We start from the raw sequence: 19,804 nt of genomic DNA, 5'->3' as shown, positions 1-19,804 counted from the left end.
TATGGAAATACATATAGGGAATCGCGTGGCCGAGATAGAACTGGTCAGCAAAGAAGATAACAAAGTGGTACTCACCATCGACGGAAAAACGTTCGAAGCGGACGTTGTCATGGCAGAGAACGGGAATTGCAACATCCTGATGGACGGACGCAGCTCCAACGCCCAACTGATTCGCAAAGAGAACGGAAAGAGTTACAAAGTGAATACACACTACAGCAGTTTCAATGTCGAGATTGTGGACAGTCAGGCAAAATATCTGCGGATGCGCAAGAAAGGTGAAGAAACACAGAACGACCGCATCATTTCGCCCATGCCGGGCAAGGTAGTGAAAATCCCCGTCAGTGTGGGACAGGAGATGAAAGCCGGAGAAACTGTCATCGTCATCGAAGCGATGAAGATGCAGAGTAACTACAAGGTGACTTCGGACTGCCGGATTAAAGAGATTCTGGTACAGGAAGGTGATAATATCGCCGGAGACCAGACGCTGATAACGTTAGAATAACGAATAATAGAAAGACAATGGAAGAAGTAAATAAAGCCTATGCCACGTTCGAAGAGCGTGACCGTATCGCTTCCCAAGGCGGAGGCGCTGCCAAGATTGAAATACAACATGCGAGCGGAAAGATGACTGCCCGCGAACGCATCGATATGTTACTGGACAAGGGAACATTTGTGGAACTTGACAAGCTGATGGTGCACCGCTGCACCAACTATGGCATGGACCGTAACAAGGTTCCGGGCGACGGTGTGGTGTCGGGTTACGGAAAGATCGACGGCCGTCAAGTGTTTGTCTACGCTTACGACTTCACCGTTTACGGTGGTTCACTCTCGGCATCGAATGCCAAGAAGATAGTCAAGGTACAACAACTGGCTTTGAAGAATGGCGCGCCGATCATCGCACTGAACGACTCGGGCGGTGCACGTATCCAGGAAGGAATCGAAAGCCTGTCGGGCTATGCCGACATCTTTTACCAGAACACGATGGCAAGCGGCGTGATCCCGCAGATTTCGGCTATCCTCGGTCCATGCGCCGGAGGTGCCTGCTACTCTCCGGCACTGACGGATTTCATCTTTATGGTGAAGGAGAAAAGCCATATGTTCGTCACCGGACCGGATGTGGTAAAGACGGTGATCCACGAAGAAGTCAGCAAAGAAGAACTGGGCGGTGCCATGACGCACAGCAGCAAGAGTGGTGTAACGCATTTCATAGCAAACACCGAGGAAGAATTGCTGATGTCGATCCGCGAGCTGCTCTCCTTCCTCCCGCAAAACAATATGGACGAAACGCGCAAGCAGAACTGCACCGATGACATCAACCGCGAAGATGCATCACTCGGCAGCATTATCCCCGCCGACCCGAACATACCGTATGATATGAAAGAGATCATCGAACGGGTTGTTGACGAGGGCTACTTCTTTGAAGTGATGCAGAACTTTGCCAAAAACATCATCATCGGTTTTGCCCGCTTAGCCGGACGCTCGGTAGGTATCGTGGCCAACCAGCCGGCATACCTGGCGGGTGTGCTCGACATCGATGCCAGCGACAAGGCAAGCCGTTTCATCCGCTTCTGCGACTGTTTCAACATTCCTCTGATTACGTTCGAAGACGTTCCGGGCTTCCTGCCGGGATATACGCAGGAGAACAACGGCATCATCCGCCACGGTGCCAAAATAGTGTATGCCTTTGCCGAGGCCACAGTGCCCAAGCTGACTGTGATCACCCGCAAGGCCTATGGTGGCGCTTACATCGTGATGAACTCCAAGCAGACGGGGGCGGACGTGAACTTTGCCTACCCGAGTGCGGAAATTGCCGTGATGGGTGCCGAGGGAGCCGTAAACATCCTGTTCCGCAAGGCGGACGCAGAGAGCAAAGCTAAAGAACTGGATGCCTACAAAGAGAAGTTTGCCACTCCATACCAGGCTGCCGAACTGGGATTCATCGACGAGATCATCCTGCCGAAGCAAACCCGTAAACGCTTGATACAGGCATTGGAGATGACGGAAAACAAAATGCAGACGAATCCGCCGAAGAAACACGGAAACATGCCGCTGTAGGCACAGCAGGCGGACCAAGCAGAGAGAGGGTATATGCGCGGGGCAAGGCGACCGGAACAAGATTTCGCCCGTCTCCCCGCATTTTTCAGGAAGTTTTATCCTATATTTGCGTCAGCTAACTCCAAAACCTTTCATCTTATGCCCACTAAGCGCCTTTTCGTCCCCGATGACATTCTCCGTCCGGCACAGCCGGGTGAAAACAAGAACATACGCCTGCTCCAATACGTCAACTCTACCACACAGGAAAACTTCGACGCTTTCCTGACGCACCATGCCCTGGTATACATCCTCTCCGGGGTGAAGCAGATCAAGGTAGGGAGCAATCAGTTTGACATCCGCCCCGGAGAACTGTTTCTGATACCAAGGGGAGAGTACGTGATGTCGGAATACATTACCGGCGAACATGGGTTCCGCAGCCTGATGTTGTTTTTCAGCAAACGGGTTGCGCAAGGACTGGCCGAACAACTGAGCGGATGTTTGCCGGAACGTATATCGGAAAGGATGCCGACAAAAAGAGAAGCCATAAAGATCATTCCCCACAACCGGGAAATAGAGAAACTGTTTTCTTCGTTGGAGGAATACAGCAAGAGTAAGAGTCCGTTTATGTGCGAACTGATCCGGCTGAAATTTACCGAACTGGTATACCTGCTTCTGGACAGTCCTTACCGGCAACTAATAGCTTCCTTCCTCCTGGATGCGGCACGAAGCGAAAGCCCGGCACTGTCAGCCGTGCTCGACCGGCATTTGTATTCCCCAGCCACCGTCAACGAACTGGCTATGCTTTCCGGCAGAAGCCTGTCGAGCTTTAAGCGGGAATTTGCCCAGGAATATGGTGAAGCTCCCCGCGGATGGATACGCAGAAAAAAACTGGAACGCGCTGCTTATCTGCTCGACACGTCGGACAAAACGATCGAAGAAGTAACGGACGCGAGCGGATTTGTAAGTGCGGCACACTTTGCCCGGCTCTTTAAAGAGCAATATCAGATGACACCTACTGAATATAGGGGGAGGAATGATGAATGATGGGCGAAAAGCGATGAACGATGGACGAGAAGTGAGAAATGGAGATGATCGAAGACCTATATATAAGGTGTGGGAAGCTGCCGGAACGAAGCATTCGTAAACGTACCCTGAACCAAACAGACCGGAGACTGAACCAAACGGGCAACAACCCGTTCTCTATTTGCCTGTATCTTTGCTGCATGAAATTCATCTTATGAAATACAAGATCAGCTTATGAAAACTAAATTCTTTACTCCCATCCTATTGATCACCTTCTCGGCTACCGCTCTGTGTTGCCAAAGCAAAAAACAAAACCAGCCGACGGAAAAGGCACAGCAACCGGAAACAACGATCATCAGTGACAGCATTCGTTTCTGCGAAAGCACGTACCCCTATCAGGGAGGTATCCTGATCGCCAACTTCGGAACGGAGCAGCTCAATCCACTCAACACGGAAGGCAGGGGATACATCGCCTACCATAAAGATAACCGGACGGAAATCCTGATTCCTGCCGACGGCAACCTCTCCGGACCGAAAGGAATGTTTGTTCGTGACGAGCACCTGTTCATCTGCGACATCAACAAAATCGTAGTCTACAACCTACAAGCACCGGAGAAAGCACCGCAAGTCGTCCTGCTGCCCGAAGGCAACCTTTTCGTAAACGACCTCGTGGCGGAAGGGAATACACTTTATGCTTCTGTCACCAATACAGGAAAAATCTTCAGCATCGACATCAGTGACCCGGGCGCAGTAGGGATTCCTGCCGAATGGGTGAGCATCGCCGGACCTAACGGGCTAATTATCGAAAACGGAACCATGTACGTCGCCTCTTATCCCGCTGACGGGAAGACAACGGACAACAATGTCATCTATCAGATTACCGACCTGAGCAAACCCGTTCCGGAGAAGTTCATCACCACCCCGGGACAATATGACGGTATCGCCCTCTCTGCCGACAAGAAAACGATGTACATCACCAACTGGACACCCGCACAAGTTTGTGCCGTCGACATGAATACCCGAAAGATCACGCCACTCGACATTAACCCAGAGAAACCGCTGTCCGGCCCGGCAGATATCACGGTAGCCTCCGGAACGATGTATATTCCGGACCTGCCCAACAGCAGGGTCATCGTTTATCCAATGTAAGATTCGGTTCATAATCCGTCATTACTTATACTAAGAATTCCCTTATCCCAGCTTTTCCCATCCATTGAGAAAGTTGAGATAAGGGAATCTTCCGTCTATCGGAAGGCCGTTTTCGGGATGATTATCCTTTCAGGAACTCCGTTCAGAGAGCCCCCCCGATTAACGGTCTATATAACCCCGCGCTCACCGCTCCCGCATCTCTGCCACGAACTCGTCGGTGGTGTAGACCTTCTCTGCCAGCAGGGTGAAGTTGATGAACGCTGCCGTATCGGCGTCCAGTCCGGGGAGCTTGGCAGAGGCCGTGGCGTCAAAGACGACGGCTGCCTCGAATCCGCGTTCCTGCAACTCGCGCAGATGGGACTCCGCGCAGAGGTTGCCGGACATGCCGCACACCACTACCTTGTTCACCCCACGCTTGCGGAGTTGAAGAATCAGGTCATTGTTTTCCGGCCCGTACAGTTTGTGGGGTGCCGTGACGATGATATTCGTGCCCCCGTCGATATAGGGTTTGTAGAGTTCCAGCCAGTCGGCACCCGAACCTTCGAAACCCTCGCCGGTCAACTGTCCCCGGCGTTCGAACATGCCCGTGTCGTGCATCAATTTCTCGATGGGACCTTCGAAAAGCCATTGGTGATCATGCTTATAGTAATAGTGCGGGGAGATGAATACCAGCATGCCTTTTGCGGCTGCCACCTCGAAGATGCGGCGGAGGTTTTCCACCGTGCCATTCTTCTGTATATTCTCTCCGAAAGCGCCCCAGCCCAGACCGTTCTCGCTCAGGAAATCGTTCTGCGGGTCTGTCATTACAATCGCTGTGTGTCCGTCGATGACGAACGGGGTGTTGATACCTTCCATAATCTTTTTTTGTTTTTAGACGTTTATACTCCTTTTAGCTCAGGGTGCGGCGTCGGTGTACCGCTTGTTTTCCGACTTTGCAAAGATCGGCATTCCACACAGGACAGGAAAGGGCCATATGGCCGGATAAGTTAGCAATTCTTCCCGAATAAGAAGAAAATCATGCTATCTTACCCTATGAGGAAAGAAAATGGATCAGAAGAGGAAACGGAGATACCTATTTATATATAAAAGTCTTATAACAAACAGGTTTTAGAGAGTGGAAACGCCACTCTTCCCCGCCTTCGGGAACAATTGCCTATTCAATGTGTGATATCGCTCTTTCCCGAGCAGCGATAAGCACCGATCTTTGCAACATCAGATTTAAACAACTAAAACAATCCCGCGAACGTTATGAAAAAGAATTTATTAATTTTAGTCGCACTGCTGACTTCGGCAACGATCTCGGCACAGAACGGAGGAACCATTATGAAGAAGTATGAGAACCAATTGCCGCAAGCCGGCAGGGGAAATGTGCACGTTGCCTACCAAGGCAAGGCCATCGACCAGATGATTTACGATTTTATGGAAGAACAGGGAATACCGGGCATGACGCTTGCCATCGTACAGGCGCCTTACATCCCCCGGGTGGTGGGCTACGGAGTGACTGATTTCACGAAAGGAAACCTCGCCGCCGCCAAGACGCTTTGGCCCATCGGCCCTATCTCGCAAGGATATGCTGCCGTGGCGGTGATGCAACTCTACGAACGGGGCAAACTCGACCTGAACGACCCCGTCGGCAAGTACCTGAAGGATGTGCCGGAAAGCTGGAAACCGGTCAGCATCCTCCAGTTGATGCAGCACAGCTCGGGCATCGCCGACTACCGCGCGCAGAAGGGTTTCGACGTCTCTGCCGATTATCGTCCGGAACAGTTGATCGAGACCGTAGCCGCACTGCCACTGGCCTTCGAACCGGGAACGGATGTGAAGCAGAGCGCCACGAACTTCCTGCTGCTGACTTCCATCATCGAGAAGGCGGGCAAAATGCCTTACCACGATTTCGTGAAGAAGTATCAGATTGACTACCTGGGACTGCGGCAGACTTTCTTCGGAGAAGACCTGGCGAAAGTAAAACAGGAGGACGTGACCACTACGGGCAACGTGCACCAAACATTCAAGAAGGACCGGGACTATATCAACCCCTCGGAAACAACGACCGGATACGTTGAAAAAGACGGCCGGCTCGTCGCAGCGCCTGCTGTCAGCCCTACGGCACTGAAAGGTTTCTCCGACATCTGGGCATCGGCAGAGAACGTTTCCCATTGGGACATCGGACTGGCGGGAAGCGCCTTGATCGAGAAACCGGAAAACCGTGACATCGTGTACAAGCCCACCCGGCTGGCCAACGGCAAGGTGGTCCCCGCCATGGCAGGCTGGCAGTTCTATAACCACAACGGGCTGATGGACATCAAAGGCGACGTATCGGGACATTCGGCTTTCCTGAGCCGTTTCACCGACGCTTCGGAACTGGTATGCGTCACCCTGCTCGCCAATAAAGAGGGAGTGGACCTGACGAACCTGGGACGCCGCATTGCCGCCGCTTTCGACAGCGCCAAGATGGGCACGGGAGCCAACGACAACCTACTGTACACCTACGAGAGCCAGTTCAGCGTAGACGAGACCATGGGACGCATCGAGCAGACGCTCCGGGCAATGGGAATCCCTGTCTTCGCCAAATTCGACCACGGAAAGAACGCAGAAGAGGTAGGCTTGACGCTTCGCCCGAACCAAGTGATCGTCTTCGGTTCGCCGAAAGTGGGCACAAAGCTGATGCAGGACAATCCGAGCATCTCGATCGAATTGCCGCTGAAGATCTCCGTTTGGGAGGATAAGAACGGCAGTGTATGGGCCACTTTCCCACAGATGCAGGTGATGGCGGCCGAATACGGGCTGGAAGCGGAACCGGTGATCGGAAAGATGCAGGAATTGCTGGAAAAGATCGTGATTAAGGGGGCAAGCGTGTATTGACTCCATGCCCGAGGGCATTCTTAAAATAAACACAGAAACGGGGAAATCACAAGCGGTTATGGGACAACGCGCAACGTGACTTTCCCCGTTTCATTCGGGTCCTCCCCGTTTCTATTTTCCTCCTACCGGCAGGCAGACTTCAAACCTCGCCCCCTCACCCGCTTCGGACTCCGCACGAATCTCTCCGCCGAAATGTTCCACAATCGTCTTGCAGATGGCAAGTCCCAACCCCGTTCCTTGAACAAAAGAATCTCCTTTATAAAAGCGCTCAAAAACATGCGCGATCACCTCCTCCGACATTCCCTTCCCGGTGTCTTCGACAAACAGCTCTACGTCCTTCTCCCCCCTCCGGCGATAGCCTATCCGGATGCTGCCCCGGCTCGTAAACTTTATCGCGTTATTGATCAGATTGTTCACCACCTGCTCCAGCCTTACCGGGTCCGCAGTAATCGACACATCCTCTGCGGGCAGATCCGCAATCAGTTCTACACCGGGCTTCACGTTCAGACGCTGCATGCGGGCTATGTCGGCAAACATCTTGTTCAGTGAGAAAACCGAAACGTTAAACTCCATGGTGTTCGATTCAATCTTCGAAAGATCCAGAATATCCGAAATCAGGAACATCAGCAACTGCCCGTTCTTCTCTATCAACGCAGCATACTCCTCGATGTCCTCCGGCCTTAAATCGGACTGCTCGCTCACCAGCAGTGTGGAAAAACCCACGATGGCATTCAGCGGAGTACGGATCTCGTGACTCATATTGGCCAGGAAAGCACTCTTCAACCGGTCGCTCCGCTGTGCCTTCCGGAGGGCATCGTTCAGCCTGTCCTCTATATCTTTATGCCGCTGCGTACTCATGCAGATACCTACAATACGGAACGGCAGATCTGACAGTTGCCCCACATAAGTAGACTGCCCCTCGAACCACTCCCAGCCCCCGTCTCCCCGGCGCAGACGATAAGGTACGGGTGCCTCGTACAAGTTTCCCGTCAACTGCCCGGCAAGGGCATCGAAAAGTACCTTCCGGTCATCGGGATGCACCAAGTCGGAAAACTGTTCCATGGTCAGTGTATAATCTTGAGTCGGAATCTTCAGGTAGTCGAAATAACGCGGGTCAATCACCATCAGGTTCCGCTCCATGTCGAACGACCAGGAAAAGATATGTGTTTTGCTCAGGGCGATATTCAGCACATGCCGTTGCGTCCGTTCTTCAAGCACATTGCGCAGGTAGACGATCATCTTGATCAAGCGCCCGCTTTCATAAATCCCCACAATGCCGCCTTGAATCAGGAAGCTGATATTGGAACGGGGTTCGCGAATGAAGCAATTGGTAGAAAACAAAATGTTGCGCTTTCCGCTCTGTATCTCTTCCAGAAACCGGGGCAAAAGGTTCTCCTTGTCCTGGATCAGTTCGATGATGTCAACTGCCTGCCGCCCGGCAACCTGCCTCAAATCCAGTTGCAGTTCTTCCAGCAACAACTTGTTCATCCGTTCTATCTTCCCGTCAGCGCCGAGGACAAGAATGCTCAGCGGCCACACATCAAACAGTTGCCTGCATACGGCATCTCCCACCAGCGCCTTTTTGAGCGCCCGCCTCTGCCCGTAGAGGCACTTCACCGCCACACACAAGGCAAACACGACAATAAGCAGCAAAACAATAACCGTAATCAGACTATTGTCCCCAATGGCCAAAGAAGAAAAAAAGACAGGAAAAACAAAGGTGTTGAATGAAGATCGGTTCATATAAATTCAGTTGTGTCAAGGCACAAAGATCGTACTAATATCAGTTATCGGCAACGGATCGGGTTGGAAATAATATTCTATTATTCTCACAAAATATTCCATCGTGTACGGATTGACCACTTTTAACTATGACAGGAAAAGCCCCGTACAGAATTAACAAGTCATTAACTATATTAGACCGTAATATAATGACTTTTGCAACCAAAAAGGGATCTCAGCGTTATAGCAAACAAAAGAACATGCTTACTCCAGAATTAAATATATCGGCCAATTTCACCACTGCCGACCGCATCAGCAGCGAAACACTGTGGGCATATTGTGCCGAACTCAAAAAGACAAAAGCCGTCATATTTGCCCTCTGCATACGGGGGCGTGTCAAGGCAATGATCAACCTGGTGCAATACAATATCGGTCCCGGTACGATGATCGCTATCCCCTCAGAAAGTTTCGTACAAGTGCTGAAGACATCGGACGATGTGCAGCTGCATGCGGTACTCTTTTCACTTGCGTTCATCCACGAAACCCACTTGGACAGATCGATCATCCATACGTTCTACATCATCAACGAACACCCCTTGCTCCCATTGTCCCCGAAAATTTTCGGCATCTACGTCCAGACTTTCGCGCTTTTGACACACATCCATAAAGACGCTCCGTTCCTTTTCAGTCATGCCACACTGAAGTCTATGCTTGAAGCACTCCTACAGGGGTTCACAGAGCTCAGTCAGCGAAAAGCGTTGTCGCAGGTAGCGCCCGCCAACAAACATTCCGCCGTCTTTCGCCAGTTTGTCCGACTGGTACAGGAGAATCATGCCCGCCAACATCAGGTACAGTTTTATGCGGCCGAAATGGGAATGAAATCAACTACCCTCTGCCACATCATAAAGAAAGAATCGGGCGGACAGACAGCAATGGAAATCATCAACAGTATCCTGATCCTGGCTGCCCGAACCCTGCTGCGAACCACACCCACTCCGGTGAAAGACATTGCCTTGAACCTGGGATTCAACAACGCGGCGTTCTTCAATAAGTTTTTCAAGAAGCAAGTGGGGATGACCCCACAGAAGTTCCGGAACGCAGAGAAATAAGGTCAAACCTACGAAACAGGCGGACCGAAACGAGTTTCAACAACTATACAGTCATCTCAAACCCCGTATCCGTCCGCCTGTCCTATATTATTCGCACTTATTGGATGGCCTGTGTGCGGATAATGAAAAGTTTATTATCCTTTTTCCTTCAGAATCACGTCGTGTGCCCCGCCTTCTACGATACTGGTAGACGAAACCAATGTAATCTTGGCGTTTTGCTGCAAATCGGGAATGGTAACGGCACCGCAACTGCACATCGTAGCTTTGATCTTGCTCAGTGTGGCAGCCAGATTATCTTTCATCTTACCGGCATAAGGCACGTAACTATCGACTCCCTCTTCGAACTTCAAAGATTCCGTTCCGCCCATATCATAGCGCTGCCAGTTCTGGGCACGGTTCGAACCTTCTCCCCAGTACTCTTTCACATAATTGTTCTTGATGCAGAGCTTCTTTGTAGGCGATTCGTCGAAACGGGCAAAGTAACGGCCCATCATCAGGAAATCGGCCCCCATGGCAAGGGCAAGCACCATATGATAGTCGTGCACCAGTCCGCCGTCGCTGCAAATAGGCACATAGATGCCTGTGCGTGCCTGATATTCGTCACGGGCACGAGCCACGTCCTGCAAGGCAGTCGCCTGTCCGCGTCCGATACCTTTCTGTTCACGGGTGATGCAGATAGATCCACCGCCAATGCCCACTTTCACGAAGTCCGCACCGGCTTCCGCCAGATAGAGGAAGCCTTCTTTATCTACCACGTTACCGGCACCTACCAGTACTTTATCCCCATACTGCTGCTTGATCCATTGCAGAGTCTCATATTGCCATTCCGAATAGCCGTCCGAAGAATCGATGCAAAGCACATCCACTCCTGCTTCTACCAGAGCAGGTACACGTTCCTGATAGTCACGGGTATTGATACCGGCACCCACCAGCAATTTCTTATCGGGGCTTGACACCTCGTTAGGGTTTTCCTTGTGGCTGTCGTAATCTTTGCGGAAAACGAAATAAGCCAGACGGCCGTCCTTGTCGATGATGGGAAGAGTGTTGAGTTTGTGGTCCCAGATAATCTGGTTCGCTTCGCTCAGTGTCAGTCCCACTTCGCCTACAATCAGCTTGTCGAAAGGGGTCATGAAGTCTTTGATCTTTTTGTCCAGCGGATCTCTGGAAAGGCGATAGTCGCGGCTGGTTACCAATCCCAGAAGATGTCCGTTCGGTGTGCCGTCATCCGTGATTCCGATGGTAGAGTGTCCGGTCTGACGAAGCAGGCGAAGTACATCATCCAACGTATGTTCCGGTGTCAGGTTCGAGTCACTGGTCACGAAACCGGCTTTAAATTTCTTCACTTTCCGCACCATTTCCGCCTGACTGGCGATGGGTTGCGAGCCGAAGATAAACGAGAGTCCTCCGTTGCGTGCCAGCTCGATAGCCAGTTCGGGACCGGAAACCGACTGCATGATTGCCGAAACGAAAGGAATGTTCAATTCGATTGCTGCTTGTGTGCCTGCCGCATGTTTCACCAGCGGGGTGCGTAAAGATACATTGGAAGGTACACACTGTTTGGTGGTAAGACCGGGAATAAGTAAATATTCACCGAAAGTTCTTGATACTTCTTCTACGTAAACTGCCATAAGATAAGTTGTTTTTTGGCATGCAAAATTACATCTTTCTTTTTAATTATGTGACAGGGACAGGGGTATTTTTTTCAATTATCCCTTCACAGCATCCTATTCTTCTGCCGTCCGTCCATTCAGGCACGGATATTATTGATAAGTCTCAAACGTATGTCCCTCTTTCCGGAGTTGGCCGGCATATTGCTGCAAGGCGGCATCGGATATGCCCAAAGGTTCTGACAATACAGACATAGCCTGATTTCTTTAGTTCACCGGCAAAGGTAATACAAACCGGACTACGTCATGCTTTCCTTATAGATTTAATCCGAAACCGGCATCCCTGCTTTTAAATTAACAGAAAACAACGCCATTTAGCAAACACTTTCGTACCTCCGGTGTTATTCATTACCATACTATAAATAACTACCGCTTATGTCACAAGAAATGAAAGCATTCTCCGGAATGAAAACTACACGGAATTTCAGTTTCAGTCATTCCGAAGTCATTATCAACAGCACACCGGGCAGAAAAGTTGTTCTGGAATCGACTCTGTTGGAACAGTCGCCAATTGAAAAAGGATGTGGAGATACCTCTTCACAGGCATGGAAGGCGACTCCGGCAGAAAGCCGGACAAGGCCTGTGTATAACGAGATCTGGTATACATAAGCAACCGCCTTTCCTGTTTTTATTCAATCACACACAAGAGCCGGATACTTCGGTTCCATCCGGAGAATGCGTCGTTTGGATACGCATCCTACAGGGGGACATCTGTTACCTTAAATGCCGACTTCATTTACGTGCCGGGATAACCGGTTTTACGTGCCGGGGTAAATGGCTTTACGTGCCGGGGTAAACGGTTTTACATTGAAAGAAAAATATAGGTAAATACAATCTGCTGATTATCAAGATTACCGGGACGGATGTCGCAACTACGCATTTCCCAGAGAACTCCTATTTTATACCCGCCAACCTCGCCCTGTACTCCATCGGCGAAACCCCTTCGTGACGTTTGAAATACCGGCCAAGATAAGATTGGTCGGGGAAGCTCAGGCGGTCGGCTATCTCCTGGATACTGAGATCGGTGGACTGGAGGAGGACTTTGATCTCCAAGGCCGTGAAATCATCAATCACTTTTTTGGCTGAGCCGCCCATAAGGGAGCGGCAGATGCTCGTCAGGTATTTGGTAGAAATGCAGAGACGGTCAGCGTAGAACACAACGTCGCGCTGCGAACAACAATGCTCGTGCACCAAGGTGACGAACTTATGAAAAAGCTCGTTCGGACGGTTGCCGCCTTCGATCTCTTTATGGGTGAAAAGGCGGTGCACTTTGTCGTATACATCGAGCAGGAAGCTTTGCAGGTGGTTGCGGGCTATCTGGTTGCGGAAGCGGTGGTCGGTGTCGGCGAAGATGGCGCCGGTGGCGTGCAGAAGACCATTGATGGGGGCGGTAAATTCGGGAGGGAGCGTATAGCAGGGCTTCTCCTTGAGGAAGCGGAAGAAGGAGGGTTCGAAGCGGATGCAGGCTTCACGGAACATCTCGATGTGGGAGGCGAAAAAGGAGATCTGCAGGTCTTCGCTCTTCTCTTCAAGGGTGATGACGGAGCCGGGCAGGAGGACAACCTGGGTATTGGGGGTGATCTCGTATTTCTTCAGGTCGATGGCAAGCGTGGCATGACCGCTGCGGCAGTAGAGAATGATGGCACAGTTGAGCTTGTGCAACCGGTTGTAGAAAGGGGCGAAGTCGTCGGTTCCTGCCACGAAGGGCTGGTCGAGAGTGAGAGTGAGCGGATTACTTTTTTCCATATCGTGTTCTTTATTTCGCCTGCAAAGGTAGGTCTTTTTAGTGAATTAGGCGAAAAGTTGTTCCGATTATGAACAATAGTGGGGCGGGTATGAAAAGCTGCCGAAGGGGAAAACGCTCTACCTTTGCCGCGACAAAATTAAATAGGAACTATGATTGAAAAGGTAAGTAAAGTGAAACAGGCCGTGATACTGGCCTGCTGTCTGGCCGTCGGGGGATGCAAGCAAGCACCGCAGGCAAACGTGGAGTCGGGATACAAAGTGATGACCCTCGCGCCTGCCGACCGGACGCTATCGAGTACGTATTCGGCAACGATACGCGGACGACAAGACATCGAGATCTATCCGCAGGTAGGCGGCACGCTGACGCAGGTGTGTGTCAGCGAGGGGGAACGGGTGAAACGGGGACAGTCGCTGTTCGTCATCGACCAAGTGCCTTACGAGGCTGCCTTGCAGACTGCCCTGGCAAACGTGGAGGCGGCAAAGGCGTCGCTGGCCACAGCACAACTGACGTATGACAGCAAGCAGGAATTGTACAGGCAGAACGTAGTGTCCGCCTTCGACCTGAGCACGGCAAAGAACTCTCTCCTGGCAGCGCAGGCGCAACTGGCGCAGATGAAGGCACAGGAGGTGAACGCACGCAACAACTTATCGTATACGCTGGTGAAGAGTCCGGTGGACGGAGTAGTGGGCACGCTGCCCTACCGGGTGGGAGCACTGGTGAGCGCCAGCCTGCCGGAACCGCTGACTACCGTTTCGGACAACTCGGACATGTACGTCTACTTCTCAATGACGGAGAACCAGCTCTTAGGACTGATCCGCCGTTACGGATCGAAGGAGGAAGCCTTGAAACAGATGCCGGAAATCGGCCTGCAACTGAACGACCGTTCGGACTATCCGCAGGCGGGACGGATCGAGACGATCAGCGGGGTGATAGACCGCACGACGGGAACGGTGAGCCTGCGGGCGGTGTTTCCCAACCGGGAAGGGCTGCTGCATAGCGGCGGCGCCGGAAACGTGATCGTGCCGACGGAGAAGACGGGAGCGCTGGTGATTCCGCAAGCGGCCACATTCGAAGTACAGGACAAGGTATTTGTATATAAGGTAGTGGACGGCAAGGCGCAATCGGCTCCGGTACAGGTGACGCGCGTCAACGGCGGACAGGAGTACATCGTGGAGAGCGGGCTACAGACCGGTGACGTGATCGTGGCCGAAGGCGTCGGACTGCTCCGGGAAGGAACGGAGATCAAAGCGGTGAACGAGGAACGGTGAACGCTCATCGTATGCAATAAAACAAAGAACAAGGCTCACTACAGAGTGGCACAAAGGAAACATATAACCCTATAATTATGAACTTACGAACATTCATCGAACGGCCCGTCCTATCGGCCGTTATCTCCATCACCATCGTCGTGGTCGGGATCATCGGGCTGTTTACGTTGCCCGTCGAACAATACCCGGATATCGCCCCGCCAACCATCATGGTCTCCACCAGCTACTTCGGAGCCAGCGCGGAGACGTTGCAAAAGAGTGTCATCGCCCCGCTCGAAGAGGCCATCAACGGAGTGGAGGACATGACGTATATGACCTCCAGCGCCACCAACGCCGGAACGGTCTCCATCACTGTCTACTTTAAACAGGGAACCGACCCGGACATGGCGGCGGTGAACGTGCAGAACCGGGTCTCCAAAGCCACGGGACAGCTCCCCTCGGAGGTGAACCAGGTGGGTGTCACCACCTCGAAGCGGCAGACGAGTATCCTGCAAATGTTCTCGCTCCACAGCCCGGACGACTCTTACGACGAGGCTTTCCTGGCCAACTACATCAGTATCAACCTCAAGCCGGAGATTCTCCGCATCTCGGGCGTGGGCGACATGATGATCATGGGAGGCGACTACAGCCTGCGCATCTGGATGAAACCGGACGTGATGGCGCAATACCGCCTGATCCCCTCGGACGTTTCGGCGGTGCTGGCGGAACAGAACATCGAGTCTGCCACCGGATCGTTCGGCGAGAACTCCGACGAGACGTACCAATACACCATGAAGTACAAAGGCCGCCGCATCACCCCGGAGGAGTTCGGCGAGATCGTGATCCGCTCCACCGACGACGGGCAGGTGCTGAAACTGAAGGACATCGCCACCATCGAGTTAGGACAGGAAAGCTACGCCTACAGCGGAACGACGGACGGGCACAACGGTATCTCGTGCATGCTCTTCCAGACTGCAGGCTCCAACGCTACGGAGGTGAACAACCGCATCAACGACTTCCTTGAAGAGGCGCGCAAAGACCTCCCCCGCGGAGTGGAACTGACGCAACTGATGTCCAGCAACGACTTCCTCTACGCCTCCATCCACGAGGTGGTGAAGACGCTGCTCGAAGCCATCCTGCTCGTGATCCTCGTCGTATACATCTTCTTGCAGGACATCCGCTCGACGCTGATCCCGCTGGTGGGCATCATCGTGTCGCTCGTCGGTACGTTCGCCTTCATGGCGATGGCGGGATTCAGTATCAACCTGATCACGCTGTTCGCGCTGGTACTGGTCATCGGTACGGTGGTGGACGACGCCATCGTGGTGGTCGAGGCCGTGCAGGCACGGTTCGACGTGGGCTACAAATCGTCCTACATGGCGAGCATCGACGCCATGAAAGGCATTTCGAACGCCGTCATCACCTCGTCGCTGGTATTCATGGCGGTGTTCATCCCCGTATCGTTCATGTCCGGCACATCGGGGACGTTCTACACGCAGTTCGGACTGACGATGGCCGTAGCGGTAGGCATCTCCGCCGTGAACGCCCTGACACTGAGCCCCGCCCTCTGCGCGCTGCTGCTGAAACCGTACATCAACGAGGACGGCACGCAGAAGCAGAACTTCGCCGCCCGCTTCCGCAAAGCGTTCAACGCGGCGTTCGACGTGGTGATAGACCGTTACAAGGGCATCGTGCTCTTCTTCATCAAGCACCGTTGGCTGACGGGCGGACTCCTCGTGGCAAGTATCGCCCTGCTGGTGGTGCTGATGAATACGACGAAGACCAGCCTCGTGCCCGACGAAGACCAGGGCGTGGTGTTTGTCAACGTCAGCACCGCCGCCGGCAGTTCGCTGCGCACGACGGACGAGGTGATGAAGCGCATCGAGCAGCGCATGGAACAGATCCCGCAAGTGGAACACGTGCAGAAAGTGGCGGGCTACGGACTGCTGGCGGGCCAGGGAAGCTCGTTCGGTATGTTGATCCTGAAACTGAAACCGTGGGACGAACGCCCCGGAAAGGAAGACAACGTGCAGTCGGTCATCGGCCAGGTATACGGACGGACGGGCGACATCAAGGACGCCACCGTATTTGCCATCTCACCGGGAATGATCCCCGGATACGGTATGGGTAACGCCCTCGAACTGCACATGCAGGACAAGACGGGAGGCGACGTGAACACCTTCTTCCAGACCACGCAGCAGTATCTGGGCGCGCTGAACCAGCGTCCGGAGATCGCCATGGCCTACTCCACGTTCGACGTCCGCTACCCGCAATGGCTGGTTGAGATAGATCCGTCGAAATGCAAGCGCTCGGGCATCACCCCCGACCAGGTGTTGAGCACCCTCTCGGGCTACTACGGCGGGCAGTACGTGTCCAACTTCAACCGCTTCTCGAAAGTATATAAGGTGATGATCCAATCCGACCCGCAATACCGCCTCGACGAAGCTTCGCTGGGCAACACCTTCGTGCGGATGTCGAACGGCGAGATGGCGCCTCTGAGCCAGTTCGTGACGCTGACCCGCACGTACGGAGCCGAGTCGCTGAGCCGCTTCAACATGTACAACTCCATCGCCGTGAACGCCATGCCGGCGGACGGTTACAGTACGGGTGACGCCATCCGTGCCGTACAGGAGACAGCCTCCACCGCCCTGCCCAAGGGCTACGGCTACGACTACGGAGGCATCACCCGTGAGGAGACGGAGCAGAGCGGCACGACGGCGATCATCTTCGGCATCTGCTTCCTGATGATCTACCTGATTCTGAGCGCGCTCTACGAGAGCTTCCTGATCCCCTTCGCGGTGCTCCTGAGCGTGCCGTGCGGACTGATGGGTTCGTTCCTCTTCGCCCGCCTGTTCGGTCTGGAGAACAACATCTACCTGCAAACGGGACTGATTATGCTGATCGGTCTGCTGGCCAAGACGGCCATCCTGCTCACCGAGTATGCCGCCGAACGCCGCAAAGCGGGCATGGGGCTGATAGCCTCCGCGCTGAGCGCCGCAAAAGCCCGTCTGCGCCCGATATTGATGACGGCACTGACGATGATCTTCGGGTTGTTCCCGCTGATGGTGGCGAGTGGCGTAGGGGCAAACGGTAACCGTTCGTTGGGAACGGGCGCCGTGGGCGGTATGGTCATCGGTACGCTGGCACTGCTGTTCATCGTGCCGTCGCTCTTCATCGCTTTCCAGTGGTTGCAGGAACGCATTCGTCCGGTACAGGCCGAACCGACGCACGACTGGCAGATCGAGGAAGAGATCGCAGTGAGCGACCGGGAAAAGAAGGAAGCGAAAGGAGGGGCTTTGAAGGAATAAAGGGTTCTTTTCACCACAGAGGAACACAGAGTGACACAGAGGAAGACAGGTTATTGGTATGAATGATCAAAAGAGCAAGATTCACCCGGTGATACTCTACCCGGTGATACTCTGTACTACTCCGCGATACTTTACTTCGTATCGCTCTGTATGACTCCGTACCACTCCATATCACTCTGTGATATGGAGTGGTGAAAAGAGTTCTTCCCCCGTTCAACCCTATTTATCATTAGCAGCCCCCTCCCCTCCTCTTCCACCGGAGGAACCCGGGGGAGGGAGGCTCCCATAAAACAAGCAATCATGAAAAAGTTAATCATATCCCTTGCCGCCACGCTGGCACTCAGCAGTTGCGGCATTTACTCCAAATACAAATCCGCTACCGAGGTTCCCGACGGCCTTTACGGCCAAGAAGGCGTGAATCCTTCCGACTCCGCCTCCAACCTCGGCAGCCTCCCCTGGCAGGAGGTCTTCACCGATCCTTGCCTCCGCACGCTGATCGACACCGCCCTCGTGCGCAACACCGACCTGCGTACGGCCCACCTCCGCGTGAAAGAGGCCGAAGCCACCTTGCTCTCCGCCCGACTCTCCTATCTGCCCGCCTTCTCCCTCTCTCCGCAGGGAACGGCCAGCAGCTTCGACGGCGGGAAAGCCTCGCAAACCTACTCACTGCCCGTCAGCGCCAGTTGGGAGATCGACATCTTCGGCCGGCTGACGAACGCCAAGCGGCGTGCACAAGCTGTCGTGGCGCAGAGCCGTGATTATGAACAGGCGGTACAGACGCAACTGATTGCCGCCGTCGCCAACAACTACTATACGTTGCTGATGCTCGACGCCCAGATCGAGATCTCCACCGCCACCGAAGCCGCCTGGAAAGAGAGCGTCGCCACCACCCGCGCCATGAAAGCTGCCGGAATGGTGACCGAAGCCGCCCTCTCGCAGACTGAGGCCACATACTACAATATATGTACCACCCTGCTCGACCTGCGCGAACAGCTCAACCAGGTGGAGAACGCCCTTTCGCTCCTCCTTGCCGACGTCCCCCGCACCCTTCCCCGCGGACGCCTCGCCGAGCAGCGCCTGCCGGAGAACCTTTCGGTGGGCGTGCCCTTGCAGATGCTTGCCAACCGCCCCGACGTGCGCAGTGCCGAACAGTCGTTGGCACAGGCATTCTACACTACCAATGCCGCCCGTTCCGCCTTCTACCCCTCGATCACGCTGAGCGGCAGCGCCGGCTGGACAAACTCGGCAGGTGCGATGATCGTCAACCCGGGCAAGTTCCTTGCCACCGCCGTGGCCTCGCTGACGCAGCCTTTGTTCAACCGGGGAGCGAACATCGCCCAGCTCCGCATAGCCAAAGCGCAACAGGAGGAGGCACGCCTCAGCTTCGAACAGACGTTGCTCAACGCCGGAAGCGAGGTCAACAATGCCCTGGTGCAATATCAGACGGCACGGGACAAGGCAAACTACTTCGAGAAGCAGGTGGCTTCCCTCGAAAACGCCGCCCGCAGCACACAACTGCTGATGAAGCATGGCAACACGACTTATCTGGAAGTGCTCACCGCACAGCAGACGTTGCTCAATGCGCAACTCTCGCAAGTGGCCAACCGGTTTACTGAAATCCAGGGGGTCATCACCTTGTATCAGGCATTGGGGGGAGGAAGAGAGAGAAGTTAAGAAGAGGAACTCACCACAGAGTAACACAGCGTAACACAGAGGGAGTCAAGCCGATAACCAACGACTTGACATCCACTCTGTGCTACTCTGTGCCATTTTGTGGTAAACCCTCTTTTCTTTATACTCCCTTTGCAAACATTTTCATCTCAGTACCGTTGTCCCGAGATAAGAATGTTTGTAAAGACCCGATAAAGAAAGTGAGAAAGCAGTAAAAAGGAAAAGGAAAGAGAAGAAGAAACAAAAACATCCTGCTTCATCGGAC

The 19,804-nt window shown here is 53.4% G+C and carries 14 protein-coding genes; 10 read left to right on the top strand and 4 right to left on the bottom strand.

All coding sequences use genetic code 11. The features are described from left to right. Position 1: 1 nt before the first annotated feature. The 4 genes from QK890_RS11420 (at position 2) to QK890_RS11405 (ending at position 4,206) form a co-directional block, all read left to right on the top strand. Positions 2 to 502: an acetyl-CoA carboxylase biotin carboxyl carrier protein subunit gene (locus QK890_RS11420; protein ID WP_005782744.1), complete on the top strand. Its 501-nt coding sequence runs from the start codon at positions 2 to 4 to the stop codon at positions 500 to 502. Positions 503 to 519: 17 nt separating this feature from the next. Beyond that, a complete protein-coding gene (locus tag QK890_RS11415) occupies positions 520 to 2,055 on the top strand; it encodes an acyl-CoA carboxylase subunit beta (RefSeq protein WP_005782746.1) in 1,536 nt (511 codons plus the stop codon). Positions 2,056 to 2,193: 138 nt separating this feature from the next. After that, positions 2,194 to 3,078, top strand: coding sequence for an AraC family transcriptional regulator (locus tag QK890_RS11410; protein WP_005821482.1), 885 nt, complete (start codon positions 2,194 to 2,196; stop codon positions 3,076 to 3,078). Positions 3,079 to 3,291: 213 nt separating this feature from the next. Next, positions 3,292 to 4,206 (top strand): YncE family protein, encoded by a 915-nt coding sequence (locus tag QK890_RS11405; protein WP_367627342.1) that lies wholly within the window; start codon positions 3,292 to 3,294, stop codon positions 4,204 to 4,206. A gap of 183 nt (positions 4,207 to 4,389) precedes the next feature. Here QK890_RS11405 and QK890_RS11400 read toward each other — a convergent pair whose 3' ends face one another. After that, positions 4,390 to 5,061, bottom strand: a complete 672-nt coding sequence (locus QK890_RS11400; RefSeq protein WP_005782753.1) for an isochorismatase family protein — start codon at positions 5,059 to 5,061, stop codon at positions 4,390 to 4,392. Positions 5,062 to 5,454: 393 nt separating this feature from the next. Between QK890_RS11400 and QK890_RS11395 the strand changes: the two genes are divergently transcribed. Continuing rightward, positions 5,455 to 7,068 carry a serine hydrolase gene (locus tag QK890_RS11395; protein WP_005821486.1) on the top strand — a complete coding sequence of 538 codons (1,614 nt, stop codon included), beginning with the start codon at positions 5,455 to 5,457 and terminating at the stop codon, positions 7,066 to 7,068. Positions 7,069 to 7,179: 111 nt separating this feature from the next. Here QK890_RS11395 and QK890_RS11390 read toward each other — a convergent pair whose 3' ends face one another. Then, complete coding sequence (locus QK890_RS11390; protein WP_005808018.1) at positions 7,180 to 8,811, bottom strand: PAS domain-containing sensor histidine kinase; 1,632 nt, start codon at positions 8,809 to 8,811, stop codon at positions 7,180 to 7,182. A gap of 239 nt (positions 8,812 to 9,050) precedes the next feature. Here QK890_RS11390 and QK890_RS11385 point away from each other — a divergent pair, with 239 nt between their 5' ends. Beyond that, complete coding sequence (locus QK890_RS11385; RefSeq protein WP_032531656.1) at positions 9,051 to 9,899, top strand: AraC family transcriptional regulator; 849 nt, start codon at positions 9,051 to 9,053, stop codon at positions 9,897 to 9,899. A gap of 134 nt (positions 9,900 to 10,033) precedes the next feature. Here QK890_RS11385 and QK890_RS11380 read toward each other — a convergent pair whose 3' ends face one another. Beyond that, positions 10,034 to 11,527 carry an IMP dehydrogenase gene (locus QK890_RS11380; RefSeq protein ID WP_022011579.1) on the bottom strand — a complete coding sequence of 498 codons (1,494 nt, stop codon included), beginning with the start codon at positions 11,525 to 11,527 and terminating at the stop codon, positions 10,034 to 10,036. Between the two features lie 414 nt (positions 11,528 to 11,941). On the opposite strand from QK890_RS11380, the gene QK890_RS11375 reads away from it, so the two are divergent. Then, a complete protein-coding gene (locus QK890_RS11375) occupies positions 11,942 to 12,175 on the top strand; it encodes a hypothetical protein (protein ID WP_022011580.1) in 234 nt (77 codons plus the stop codon). Positions 12,176 to 12,460: 285 nt separating this feature from the next. Here QK890_RS11375 and QK890_RS11370 read toward each other — a convergent pair whose 3' ends face one another. Beyond that, complete coding sequence (locus QK890_RS11370; RefSeq protein WP_005782765.1) at positions 12,461 to 13,312, bottom strand: helix-turn-helix domain-containing protein; 852 nt, start codon at positions 13,310 to 13,312, stop codon at positions 12,461 to 12,463. 150 nt (positions 13,313 to 13,462) lie between these two features. Between QK890_RS11370 and QK890_RS11365 the strand changes: the two genes are divergently transcribed. The 3 genes from QK890_RS11365 to QK890_RS11355 all read left to right on the top strand — a co-directional run bounded on the left by QK890_RS11365 (position 13,463) and on the right by QK890_RS11355 (position 19,542). Then, the gene (locus tag QK890_RS11365; protein ID WP_032531612.1) at positions 13,463 to 14,581 is read left to right on the top strand and encodes an efflux RND transporter periplasmic adaptor subunit; all 1,119 of its coding nucleotides are present in this window, start codon (positions 13,463 to 13,465) and stop codon (positions 14,579 to 14,581) included. A 77-nt stretch (positions 14,582 to 14,658) separates the two neighbouring features. Next, the gene (locus tag QK890_RS11360; RefSeq protein WP_005808032.1) at positions 14,659 to 17,868 is read left to right on the top strand and encodes an efflux RND transporter permease subunit; all 3,210 of its coding nucleotides are present in this window, start codon (positions 14,659 to 14,661) and stop codon (positions 17,866 to 17,868) included. Between the two features lie 300 nt (positions 17,869 to 18,168). Next, positions 18,169 to 19,542 (top strand): TolC family protein, encoded by a 1,374-nt coding sequence (locus QK890_RS11355; protein WP_032539506.1) that lies wholly within the window; start codon positions 18,169 to 18,171, stop codon positions 19,540 to 19,542. Positions 19,543 to 19,804: the final 262 nt, after the last annotated feature.

This window comes from Bacteroides sp. NGMCC 1.200775, assembly GCF_040798045.1.
Classification (GTDB): domain Bacteria; phylum Bacteroidota; class Bacteroidia; order Bacteroidales; family Bacteroidaceae; genus Bacteroides; species Bacteroides hominis.
This window is presented reverse-complemented; position numbering and strand designations above follow the sequence as displayed.